An 11382-nucleotide genomic window follows, 5' to 3' on the forward strand; every position below is an offset into this window, starting at 1 on the left:
GTCAGGTCAGGAAGTGCCAGAGCAGCAACGTACCGACCAGGCCGACCACGGACACAATGGTCTGCAGTACCGACCAGACCCAAATGGTCTGCTTGAGCTGCAGCCCGAAATACTCACGCACCATCCAGAACCCGGCATCGTTGACGTGGCAGAAGAACACCGAGCCGGCGCCGATCGCCAGGGCCACCAGTGAGCTTTGTGTCGCCGCCAGGCCCGCCATCATCGGCGCCAGGATGCCCGCCGTTGTGGTGGTGGCGACGGTGGCCGAACCCGTGGCCTGCCGCAACGCCACGGCGATCAGCCAGGCCAGCAGCAGATACGGCATGTGCGCGCCTTCGGCGACCTTGCTGATGGTCTGGCTGACGCCGGCGTCGAGCAGGGTTTGCTTGAGGCCGCCGCCGGCTCCGATGGTCAACAGCAACACCGCAATCGGCGCGAGTGCCTTGCGCAGGGTATTGCCGACCTCGGCGCGTGGCATGCCGGCCGCCCAGCCCAGGCAGATCACCGCAGCGATTACCGCCAGGCCGAGGGCGATCAGCGGTTCGCCGAGGAACTTGAGCGTCATGCCCACACTGCTTTCGGCGGGCAATGCGACTTTGGCCAAGGTGCTGCCGAGCATCAGAATCACCGGCAACAGAATGATCAGCAACGACACGCCGAAGGTCGGCTGGCGCGGTGCCTTGGGCGGCGCGCTGAACAGCGCGCCGATGTCGGCCGGCTCATCCACATGCAGGCGCTTGGACAGCCAGTTGCCATAGATCGGCCCGGCCAGTATCACCGCCGGCACCGCCAGGCTAAAGCCCAGCAACATGGTCAGGCCCAGGTCGGCGTGAAGCGCGCCCACCGCAATCAGCGGCCCTGGGTGCGGCGGCATCAACGCGTGCAACGTGGTCATGCCCGCCAGCGCCGGGATGGCGATTTTCAGCAGTGGCTGGTTCGAGCGCTTGGCCATGACGAAGATGATCGGCACCATCATCACCAGGCCCACTTCAAAGAACAGCGGCAAGCCGATCACCATCGCCACCAAGGCCATGACCCACGGCAGCGACTTGCCCTTGCCCAGCCCCAGCAGGGTGGTGGCGATGCGATCGGCCGCACCGGACTCGGCCATCAGCGCGCCTAGCATCGAACCCAGGGCAATGATGATCCCGGCCTCGCCAAGGATCGCCCCGGCGCCTTTGCTGAAGGCCTTGGGCACGTCTTCCGGCGGCAGGCCTGCACCAACCCCAGCGATAAAGGTGCCGATCAAAATCGACAGAAATGGCGGTAGTTTGGTCGCGCTGATCAGCACGATGATGCTGGCGATGGCCAGTAGTACGCAAAACATCAGGCGGGTGTCGTGCACCATCCACGCAGCAGTCGATAACGCCAAAGCGGGACTCCTTATCGAACAGGTTAGGATAATTGTTTCTTTTTGTTTCCTGCGCCAAAAGGATACCTGATCGGACGTTGCCCCCCTATAGATCCGTTGTGTTGGCGATTTTTTTCATGTTCCGAGGGCTTGGCCACTCACGGCGGACCTTACCCGGGGAGCTTGTGCTTGAGGTATCGTAGGTTTTTTCGCTTGAAGAGCCACCCTGCATGAGCCCCGAACACTGCCGTCCTGTCCCGCTGCCCAAGGCCTACCGCTTGCTCAATCACGGCCCGACCGTGCTGGTGAGCGCCGCTCATGAAGGCCAGCGCACTATCATGGCTGCCGCCTGGGCCATGCCGATGGATTTCGAACCGCCGAAGGTCGCGGTGGTGTTGGACAAATCCACCTGGACCCGCGAACTGCTGGAAGGCGCCGGCACCTTTGTGCTGCAGGTGCCGTGTGCGGCCCAGGCCGACCTGGTGCAGACCGTCGGTACCATCAGTGGCCGCGACCTCGACAAATTCGCCGCCTATGGCTTGCGCACGTTCAACGGTGAACACACCGACGCACCGTTGCTGGAGGGGTGCGTGGCGTGGTTGGAGTGCCGCCTGCTGCCCGAGCCGCATAACCAGCAAACCTACGACCTGTTCCTCGGTGAAGTGGTCGCCGCCTACGCCGATGAGCGTGTCTTCAGTGACGGGCGCTGGCACTTCGAGGGGCACGACCCATTGCGCACCTTGCACCACGTGGCGGGCGGGCATTTCCTGAGCATCGGCCAGCCGATCGATGGGCGCCAGTTGTAAGCCTGGCCAACGCATTCAACGTCCCAGCATCTTCACCCAGCGCGACGGCGGCATGCCGTAGGTGCTGCGAAATTGCCGGGTCATATGGCTCTGGTCGGTGAAGCCGGCGGTGAGCGCCGCATCTACCAGAGATTGGCCCTGGGCCAGGAGGCTGCGCACCAGGTCCAGGCGGCGCATGGTCAGGTAACGGTAGGGGCTGGTGCCGAACAGCAGGCGAAAATCCCGCGACAAGCCCCAGCGGTCTCGCCCTGCGTGCTCGGCCATGTCATCGAGTGTGATGCTGCGGCCCAGGGCACTGTGGATAAATTCCCGTGCCCGCTCGGCGGCCAGGTAGTCGAACGTCTTGCGGCTGACGACCGCTCCTGACGCAGCGCTCAACGCCTGGGCCAGGTCGAACAACGCATCCTGTTCCTGCAACGGGTCGACCGGGCAATCCAGGTTCTGCAACAGCACTTCGCTGGCGCGGAACAGCCGCGGATCGGTGGACAGTCCCGCGGGCACGAACGGCAACGGCCTGCCGCCGAGGATCTGCTGAATCAACGCCGGTTCCACATAAATCATGCGGTACTTGAAGCCTTCCTCGCTCCCGGCGCGGCCGTCGTGCACCTCATCGGGATGAATCACCATGGTCGTGCCGGGCAGGCTGTGGATCATGCCGCCCCGGTAATGAAAACTCTGCACGCCGAACAACGTACGCCCGATGGCGTAAGTGTCGTGGCGATGCGGGTCGAAGGCGAAACCTGCAAAGTACGCCTCGATACGGTCCAGGCCGCTGGCGTGCGGCGCACGGTGCAGCCAATCGAGCGGGGTGGTCGAATTGCCCATGGTGACTTGTCACAGGAAGAGGTGGAAACACGGTAACTCAGTGTGGGGCGCGCTGTCTGCGGGGTCTTGTACGATCGTGCAGCCGCTGGCTACCGGCGCGTTTGGCAAGCGCTGACCGCCCATGGTAAGAAGCCCTACGTTCAACAATGAGGTCGAGTCATGGGCAAGGTGCGGGTAGGTATTATTTTCGGTGGCCGTTCGGCTGAGCATGAAGTGTCGTTGCAGTCGGCGCGCAACATCGTCGATGCCCTCGACCGTACGCGCTTCGAACCGATCCTGATTGGCATCGACAAGGCCGGTCACTGGCACCTCAACGACACCTCCAACTTCCTGCTTAATCAGGAAAACCCAGCCTTGATCGCCCTCAACCAATCCAATCGCGAACTGGCGGTCGTGCCGGGCAAAGCCAATCGCCAGGTCGTGGAGACTTCCGGCCAAGGCGTGCTGGAACATATCGACGTGATCTTTCCCATCGTCCACGGCACCCTTGGGGAAGACGGGTGCCTGCAAGGCTTGCTGCGCATGGCCGACCTGCCGTTTGTCGGTTCCGACGTGCTGGGCTCGGCGATTTGCATGGACAAGGACATCAGCAAGCGCCTGCTGCGTGACGCCGGTATCGCCGTCACTCCGTTTTTGACGCTCACCCGTGGCAATGCGGCCCGCACTTCGTTTGAGAAGGCGGCGAATACGCTGGGCCTGCCGCTGTTCGTCAAACCGGCCAACCAGGGATCTTCAGTGGGCGTGAGCAAGGTCGGCAGCGAAGCCGAGTACCGTGCCGCCGTTGAACTGGCGCTGGGTTTCGATGAGAAGGTGCTGGTGGAGTCTGCTGTTCAGGGTCGTGAAATCGAATGTGCGGTATTGGGCAACGACAACCCCATCGCCAGCGGTTGCGGCGAGATCGTGGTGAGCAGCGGGTTCTATTCCTACGACAGCAAATACATCGACGACCAGGCTGCCCAGGTGGTGGTGCCGGCCGCGATCAGTCATGACGCCAGCGAACGCATTCGCCACCTGGCAGTGCAGGCGTTTGAAGTGTTGGGCTGCTCCGGGCTGGCGCGTGTCGATGTGTTCCTCACTGACAATGGCGAGGTATTGATCAACGAAATCAACTCGCTGCCCGGCTTCACCCGCATCAGCATGTACCCCAAGCTATGGCAGGCCGCGGGGATGAGCTACAGCGAGCTGGTCACCCGCCTGATCGAACTGGCGATGGAGCGGCACGCGGCGCGCAAGGGGCTGAAGATCAGCCGCTGAGTGAGCGTGTTGTGGTGAACGGGCTTGCCCCCTTCCAGTCAGTCACCCAGCGCTTCGCCTTCGCGCCGAGGGTCGGCGCCGCCGTTCAGCGATACCTTGCCTTGCGCGTCCCGCGTGCGGACGATGGCCTGTACGCCGCTGGTCATCTCGATCTCGCTCAGCGTGTGGCCCTTGTCTTTCAGCGTCTGTTTGAGCGCCGGGCTGACCAGGCCCGCCTCCAGCTCGGTTGCGCCATTGCGACTGCCGAAGTTAGGCAGGTTGATCGCCGCCTGCGGATCGAGTTTCCAGTCGAGCAGGGCCACCAGCGACTTGCTCACGTATTCGATGATTTGCGAGCCTCCCGGAGAGCCCACAGTGGCCAGCAGCTCACCGCTGCGGCGGTCGAATACCAATGTCGGTGCCATGGCCGAACGTGGCCGTTTGCCGGGTTGCACGCGGTTGGCGACGGGCTGGCCATTTTCTTCGGGGATGAACGAAAAGTCGGTCATCTGGTTGTTGAGCAAAAAGCCCTGGACCATCAGGTGGGAGCCAAACGCGGCTTCCACCGTGGTGGTCATCGACACCGCGCCGCCCAGGTCATCCACCGCCACCACCTGCGAGGTGGAGATGCGCAGCGGCGAACGATCCGGTGCGTAGGCCACCTGCAGGCCAGCCGGTTGACCGGGCTTGGCCACTCCCATGCTGCGTTCACCGATCAAGGTGGCGCGCCGGGCCAGGTAGTCCGGTGCGATCAGGCCTGCGACCGGAACCGGTGTGAAATCGGCGTCGGCCACATACAGCGCGCGATCGGCAAATGCCAGGCGCCCGGCCTCGGCGAGCAGGTGCACGGCCTCGGGCGTCGGTTCCAACCCGGCGGGCGATGGGCTTTTGAGCGGTGTCATCGGCGCGATGGCCAGGCGCGGATCGCGGGCTTCCAGCGCCTGCAGCGTGCCCAGGATCTGTGCCACGGCAATCCCACCGGAGGATGGCGGGGGCATGCCGCAGACTGTCCATTGTTTGTAATCGCTGCACAGCGGCGCGCGCTCCTTGGCGGCGTAGCCTTGCAGGTCGGCCTGGGACAGGCTCCCGGCATTGCGATGGCCCTGGACCTTGCGCACGATTTCGTCGGCAATCGGCCCGGTGTAGAGCGCGTCCGGCCCTTCCTTGGCGATGCGCTTGAACACGTGAGCCAGCGCCGGGTTCTTCAACAGGGTGCCGGTGGCTTTAGGCGTGCCGTCGGCATTCAGGAAATACGCCGCCATGTCCGGCGATTGGGCGATATACGGGTCGGCGGCAATCAGGCTGTGCAAGCGCGGGGACATCGCGAAGCCTTGTTCCGCCAGACGGATCGCCGGCTCGAACAATTTGGCCCACTGCAGATGACCGGTCTTTTTATGCGCCATTTCCAGCGCACGCAGTACCCCTGGCGTACCGACCGAGCGGCCACCGATCTGTGCTTCGGGAAACGCCATCGGCTTGCCGTCGGCGCTGAGGAACAGGTGCTCTGAGGCCCCGGCCGGTGCGGTTTCGCGGCCGTCGTACGCGTGCACGTTTTCGCCATCCCACAGCAGGATGAATGCACCGCCACCGATCCCCGATGACTGCGGCTCCACCAGGGTCAACACCGCCTGCATTGCAATCGCGGCGTCAATCGCCGAGCCGCCCTGGCGCAACATGTCGCGCCCGGCTTGCGCGGCCAGCGGGTTGGCGGCGGCGGCCATGTGGCGCTCGGCGTGACGGGGGGTAAGGCCGGTGCGATAGCCCGAGCCCAGCTCCGGAGCCGGAGGCTGTTCGTTAACCGAGCTATGGCAGGCTGCCAACGCCAGGGTCGCGGCGATGACAGTCAGTTGACGGCGAGAAATCGAAAACACGCGCTGAACTCCGTTCATGGTAAGCAGTAATCGTTGTCCTTTGGCCAAGGCTGTTCTACAGGTAAATCGTGCCTTGCATATACAGCGCAGCCTTGCCGGAAATAATCACGCGGTCGCCCTTGAGTTCGCAGTGCAGCTGGCCTTTACGTGCGCCGCCTTGCTCCGCAGTCAAGTGGGTTTTGCCCAGGCGCTCGGCCCAGAACGGCGCCAACGAGGTGTGCGCCGAACCGGTGACCGGGTCTTCATTGACCCCGACATTCGGTCCGAACCAGCGCGACACAATGTCAAACCGCGTACCGCGCGTGGTCACGGCAATTCCGCGCTTGGGCAGGCCCTTGAGCCGTGCAAAGTCCGGGGTCAGCGCCGCCACCTGGGCTTCATCCTGCAGCAGCACAATGAAGTCGTCGGTGCTGAACACGTCGGCATGTTCAATGCCCAGCGCGGCGAACATTCCGGCGGGCGGCTCGCACGGTTGTGGCGTTTTGGCCGGGAAATCCATCGCCAGCTCATCACCGTTGCGTGTCACGCGAAGCTCGCCGCTGCGGGTGGCAAAGCGCAGCACGTCGGCCCTGTCCGCCAGCTTGTGAATCAACACCCACGCCGCCGCGAGCGTGGCATGGCCACACAGGTCCACTTCGACTTCAGGGGTAAACCAGCGCAACTCATAACCTTCGCCCCGGCGTACGAAGTAAGCGGTTTCGGAGAGATTGTTCTCGGCGGCTATTGCCTGCAGCCGCTCGTCCGGCAACCACTCGGTGAGTGGGCAGACCGCAGCCGGGTTGCCGCCGAAAGGCTGTTCGCTGAAGGCGTCGACTTGGTAGATGTCCAATTTCACCGTGGGGCACTCCGTGTGTGGGGGAGGCTGGACACTAACAGTGGGTCGAGGGAGCGTCAAAATACAGTTGGAGAGTTTTTTTACGCGCATGTACAACGGCCGCGTGGGGCACGGCGGACATGCTTTTCGGCGGGCATAAAAAAACGGCCTACCTTTCGGTAAGCCGTTTTTCAGTACTTGGTGGCTACACAGGGACTTGAACCCCGGACCCCAGCATTATGAATGCTATGCTCTAACCAACTGAGCTATGTAGCCAAGTGGCGCGCATTATTCGCGCAGAACGCCAAAGCGTCAAGCGTTTATTTTGAATTTTTACCTACGCTTTCAACTGTTTAACGAAAACAGCGCGCTTCGGCGACGAGTGGCGAGGTGGATGGAGGCTTTCGGCAGTAGAGGGGCTGTCGAGCTTGCGCGGTTGGCAGGCGGTACACGAAGGCTTCGATTGGGCGATATCCCTGCCGCCCAACGTTGAGTCTCGGCTACGGATGTTGCGAAGTGTGAGTCACGCGTTTGAGCTGTTCACGTGCCCGTGAAAGGCGGGAGCGAACGGTGCCGATGGGTATGTCCAGCGCGTCAGCCGTGTCCTGATAGCTGCCGTCGGTTTCCAGCGAGGCGTAAAGTGTCTTACGCATTTCCGTGGGCAAATGATCGATGGCGTTCAGGGTCTTTTCCAGGCGGCGATTGACCTCGAACTCCCAGTCCAGGTTGTTGCTTTCATCCTGGCCGTGGGAAAGCGACTCGTCGAATTCGCAGTGCGCCGGCTTGGCGTACATGCGCCTGAAGTGATTGCGTATCAGGTTCTGCGCGATGCCGCACATCCAGGTGCTGAGCGTGGCTATGCCGCTGTAGCGCTCACGGTTGCGCCAGGCTTCCAGGTAGGTCAATTGCAGCAGATCGTCCGCATCTTCGGGGTTGAGTACGCGCTTGTGGATGAAGCGCCGGAGTTTTTTTTGCTCGTCGTCTGTCAGGTGATGCATGAATTGAGGCGAGCTGCCAACGAGGTGCGCTAAAGCTTCAATAGGGATATTCATGTTTTTTTCCTTTGGGTAGACGCAGTCGAAACGTGTCGACCAGACCCACTAAGCACTGCCTGTGCCAAGCAAAAAAACATATATAACTAGTTGATTAATATAGATAAATATCTTGAATTGAGTCGATTTTGCGCAACCGCTGGCACGCTGTGCAGGGGCGTCTGTGCAAGTCTTTTCAATTGGCGCGCACACTGGAATTGGATGGAACCGTAGCGGCGGGTCTTGCCACACAGGGAAACATTCTTGCTGTGCTGGCCTGCCATGAAGATTGAAGCCAATAACGATATTCAAGTGAACCCACGCCTGGATCTGCCGGCGGTCACCCCGGCGTCGGTACCGGTGCCCGGCAAAGGCGTTGACGAGCTGGCTGAGCTGTTCAGCCAGGAAGTGGGTAATCAGTTTCGGACCCTGGCCGAACGGAAAGTGGGTGTGCGTGTGCCCCCCGCCGAGCAGCTTGCGCAGCTCTATGATCAGCTGGGTCATCCGGCCCAGGCGACCATGGCATCCATTTCGCGTCGGATCAGGATGCAGCTGCTGCACAACCCCACCGTTGAAACACTGTTGGAACTCACCGGGCAAGACCCGGCGCGGGCTTTTGTGGTGCTCAAGTACGTGGCGGCCCAGGCGGATGCCGAAGTGCGTGCGGCTGAGGCTGCACTGGCGCGCGATGCCATTGCCAGGCTGGAGGTTCGTTTCAGTGGTGAGATTCAGGCCGGTCTGAACATCGCCTCGGCGCTGCAGGCGACGGGTGTCGATCCGCAGGAGCGCCAGGCGCTGCGTGCTCTGTATTACGCCAGTGTGGTCAGGCGCCAATCCTTGGCAACGATGATGCAAGCCCTGTTGGGTGTATACGGTGCTGAGCGGTTCCACGAAGGCATCAAGGTGATGCGCAAAGCGCTGGCCGACGATGTTGCCGCGCAGGTCTCATCGGTGCCTACTGCCGCGTTGCGCACCTTGCTGCTGGGGCTGCAAAGCTGCGGGCAACTGAGCGCAGTGCTGGCCGGCTGCCGTGGGATGATCCAACGCCTGTGCGTCGAGTACGACGCCGTCGACTTGCTCCAGCGTCTGTTGGGTTACGCCGGCGGCGGCATTGCATCCGCCGAGGCCTTGCGCCTGGCGAGTGAGCTGGGCGGTGGCCCGACCCAGCAGCAATTGGTGTGCCTCAACGCGCTTTATCCGTTGTTCCAACAAATGCCCCTGGCGGTGTGGCCCGACAGCCGAGCACGGCAGGAGGCCTTGCATGTATTGCTGGTGCTGCTGGATGAGTTGCACCGTACGACACGCCCAGCCGCACGGTTTATCAGTGAGCCGAGGGGCACGGCGTGACCGCACTGTCGGCCATCAACCGTGTATTGCTCAAAGTGGCACAGCGCGCCGAAGTGCTGGGCGCGGTGGTGGTCATGGCCATCGTGTTTATTTTTATCGTGCCACTGCCCACCTGGCTGGTGGACATCCTGATTGCACTCAATATCTGCATCTCATGCCTGCTTATCGTGCTGGCGCTTTACCTGCCGGGGCCCTTGGCGTTTTCCTCGTTTCCTTCAATCCTGCTGTTGACGACCATGTTCCGGCTGGCACTGTCGATCGCGACGACGCGCCTGATTCTGCTGGAACAGGACGCGGGGGATATCGTCGAGGCCTTCGGCAATTTTGTGGTGGGGGGCAACCTGGCGGTGGGGATGGTGATTTTCCTGATCCTGACCCTGGTCAACTTCCTGGTCATCACCAAGGGCTCCGAGCGGGTCGCCGAAGTCGCCGCGCGCTTCAGCCTCGATGCCATGCCGGGCAAGCAGATGTCCATCGACAGCGACCTGCGTGCCGGCCTGATTGACGGCGCGCAAGCGCGCGACAAGCGCGAGCAACTGTCCCGCGAGAGTCAGTTGTTCGGGGCGATGGACGGCGCCATGAAGTTCGTCAAGGGCGATGCCATAGCCGGTCTGATCATCGTGGTGGTCAACTTGCTGGGAGGCTTTTCCACGGGGATGTTCCAGCACGGTTTGAGTGCCGCCGATTCCATGGCGTTGTATTCGGTATTGACCATCGGTGATGGCCTGATTGCACAGATTCCGGCGCTGCTGATTTCGCTGACGGCCGGCATGATCATCACCCGCGTGGCGCCGGATGGGCGCAGGGGCGTGACCAACATGGGCGCCGAAATCGCCCGGCAGATGACCAGCGAACCCAAGAGTTGGGTGATCGCGTCGGTGGGCATGCTCGCATTCGCCGCGGTGCCGGGCATGCCGACCGCAGTCTTCATGCTGATCTCGCTGATCACCGGCGCCTTGGGGTTTTACCTGTTGCGTCAGCGTCGACGGCAAGCGGAACCCGCCGCTCAGGCCACCGACGCCGTTCGCCCCGAGGAGAACGGCAGCGAGGATTTGCGCGGGTTCGATCCTTCGCGTCCTTACCTGCTGCAGTTCCCTTCGTCCTTGCGCGGTACGCCCCAGGTGGCGGAGCTCATTCACGGGATTCGCCAGTCGCGTAACGCATTGGTCGCCAATATCGGCCTGACGCTGCCGCCATTCGAAGTCGAGCTGGATGATTCTCTGGCCGCCGATGAAATGCGTTTCTGTGTGCACGAAGTGCCGATGGTCAAAGCGTCGGTGGTCAGCCATCTGGCGGTTGAGCGCAGTGCGCTGACAGTCGAGCCTGGGCGTGGCATACCGGGGTTGGTGGAGCGTGACGAGCAGAATTGGCTCTGGCTGGCGCCGGATGACCCGTTGCTCGATGATCCGCAGCTGGAGCGCTTCACCGCCACGGCGTTGATCATCGACCGCATGAAGCAGGCCATGATGCTCAGCGGGCCGCAGTTCCTGGGCATCCAGGAGAGCAAGGCGATCCTCGGTTGGCTGGAGCACAACCAGCCGGAGTTGGTGCAGGAACTGCAACGCATCATGCCGCTGTCACGCTTTTCGGCGGTGCTGCAGCGCCTGGCCAGTGAGGGGGTGCCGCTGCGGGCTGTGCGGCTGATCGTCGAGTCGCTGATCGAATACGGCCAGCACGAGCGGGAACCGGAGGCCTTGGCCGACTACGCGCGCATTGCCCTCAAGGCGCAGATATACCACCAGCACAGCGAAGACGATGGCCTGCATGCCTGGTTGCTGTCGCCGCACAGCGAAAACATCCTGCGTGAAGCCCTGCGCCAGACACAGACCGGGGTGTTCTTCGCGCTGGAGGATGAACACAGCGCAGCCTTGATCAACCTGCTCAACCAGGCCTTTACCTTGAGGGCCAAGAGCAAAAGCGTGCTGTTGGTGGCGCAGGACTTACGCAGCCCCTTGCGTACTTTGCTGGTGGAAGAGTTCAACCATATAGCCGTGTTGTCGTTTGCCGAGTTGGGCAGCACGTCCAAGGTCAAAGTGCTGGGGCGCATTGACCTGGGCCAGGACGAGCTGATGCGTGGTGCGGCGGCATGACGACTTGGCCACGG

The 11382-nt window shown here is 62.3% G+C and carries 9 protein-coding genes and 1 tRNA gene; 4 read left to right on the top strand and 6 right to left on the bottom strand.

The window, feature by feature from the left end:
- Position 1 precedes the first annotated feature (1 nt).
- The gene (locus tag QRN10_RS03435) at positions 2-1372 is read right to left on the bottom strand and encodes a GntT/GntP/DsdX family permease (RefSeq protein ID WP_285427845.1); all 1371 of its coding nucleotides are present in this window, start codon (positions 1370-1372) and stop codon (positions 2-4) included.
- Between the two features lie 209 nt (positions 1373-1581).
- Between QRN10_RS03435 and QRN10_RS03440 the strand changes: the two genes are divergently transcribed.
- Entirely contained in the window at positions 1582-2157 is a 576-nt protein-coding gene (locus QRN10_RS03440) for a flavin reductase family protein (RefSeq protein ID WP_253510342.1), read from the top strand.
- 15 nt (positions 2158-2172) lie between these two features.
- On the opposite strand, the gene QRN10_RS03445 is transcribed toward QRN10_RS03440, so the two are convergent.
- Positions 2173-2982 carry an AraC family transcriptional regulator gene (locus QRN10_RS03445; protein WP_181079563.1) on the bottom strand — a complete coding sequence of 270 codons (810 nt, stop codon included), beginning with the start codon at positions 2980-2982 and terminating at the stop codon, positions 2173-2175.
- A gap of 159 nt (positions 2983-3141) precedes the next feature.
- On the opposite strand from QRN10_RS03445, the gene ddlA reads away from it, so the two are divergent.
- On the top strand, positions 3142-4236 hold the full coding sequence (ddlA, locus tag QRN10_RS03450) for a D-alanine--D-alanine ligase (protein WP_181079564.1): 1095 nt from the start codon (positions 3142-3144) through the stop codon (positions 4234-4236).
- A gap of 38 nt (positions 4237-4274) precedes the next feature.
- On the opposite strand, the gene ggt is transcribed toward ddlA, so the two are convergent.
- From ggt to QRN10_RS03470, 4 genes are all read right to left on the bottom strand, one after another.
- Positions 4275-6104 (bottom strand): gamma-glutamyltransferase, encoded by a 1830-nt coding sequence (gene ggt / locus QRN10_RS03455; RefSeq protein ID WP_285427846.1) that lies wholly within the window; start codon positions 6102-6104, stop codon positions 4275-4277.
- Positions 6105-6141: 37 nt separating this feature from the next.
- Positions 6142-6921, bottom strand: a complete 780-nt coding sequence (locus tag QRN10_RS03460; RefSeq protein WP_181079566.1) for a PhzF family phenazine biosynthesis protein — start codon at positions 6919-6921, stop codon at positions 6142-6144.
- Between the two features lie 178 nt (positions 6922-7099).
- A tRNA-Met gene (locus QRN10_RS03465) sits at positions 7100-7176 on the bottom strand.
- A gap of 224 nt (positions 7177-7400) precedes the next feature.
- Positions 7401-7952, bottom strand: coding sequence for an RNA polymerase sigma factor (locus QRN10_RS03470; RefSeq protein ID WP_181079567.1), 552 nt, complete (start codon positions 7950-7952; stop codon positions 7401-7403).
- 261 nt (positions 7953-8213) lie between these two features.
- Between QRN10_RS03470 and sctW the strand changes: the two genes are divergently transcribed.
- Together sctW and sctV are read left to right on the top strand one after the other, a co-directional pair.
- Positions 8214-9278 carry a type III secretion system gatekeeper subunit SctW gene (gene sctW / locus QRN10_RS03475; protein ID WP_285427848.1) on the top strand — a complete coding sequence of 355 codons (1065 nt, stop codon included), beginning with the start codon at positions 8214-8216 and terminating at the stop codon, positions 9276-9278.
- Positions 9275-11368, top strand: a complete 2094-nt coding sequence (sctV, locus tag QRN10_RS03480) for a type III secretion system export apparatus subunit SctV (RefSeq protein ID WP_285427850.1) — start codon at positions 9275-9277, stop codon at positions 11366-11368. Before sctW ends, sctV begins: the two co-directional genes overlap by 4 nt.
- Positions 11369-11382 lie beyond the last annotated feature (14 nt).

It is taken from the genome of Pseudomonas sp. lyk4-R2A-8 (genome assembly GCF_030209095.1).
Classification (GTDB): Bacteria; Pseudomonadota; Gammaproteobacteria; order Pseudomonadales; family Pseudomonadaceae; genus Aquipseudomonas; species Aquipseudomonas quebecensis.

Excerpts from the sequence above, each read along its gene's own strand:
- QRN10_RS03440 (WP_253510342.1), top strand. The coding sequence starts at position 1,582 with ATGAGCCCCGAACACTGCCGTCCTGTCCCGCTGCCCAAGGCCTACCGC.
- QRN10_RS03445 (WP_181079563.1), bottom strand. The coding sequence starts at position 2,982 with ATGGGCAATTCGACCACCCCGCTCGATTGGCTGCACCGTGCGCCGCAC.
- ddlA (WP_181079564.1), top strand. The coding sequence starts at position 3,142 with ATGGGCAAGGTGCGGGTAGGTATTATTTTCGGTGGCCGTTCGGCTGAG.
- ggt (WP_285427846.1), bottom strand. The coding sequence starts at position 6,104 with ATGAACGGAGTTCAGCGCGTGTTTTCGATTTCTCGCCGTCAACTGACT.
- QRN10_RS03470 (WP_181079567.1), bottom strand. The coding sequence starts at position 7,952 with ATGAATATCCCTATTGAAGCTTTAGCGCACCTCGTTGGCAGCTCGCCT.
- sctW (WP_285427848.1), top strand. The coding sequence starts at position 8,214 with ATGAAGATTGAAGCCAATAACGATATTCAAGTGAACCCACGCCTGGAT.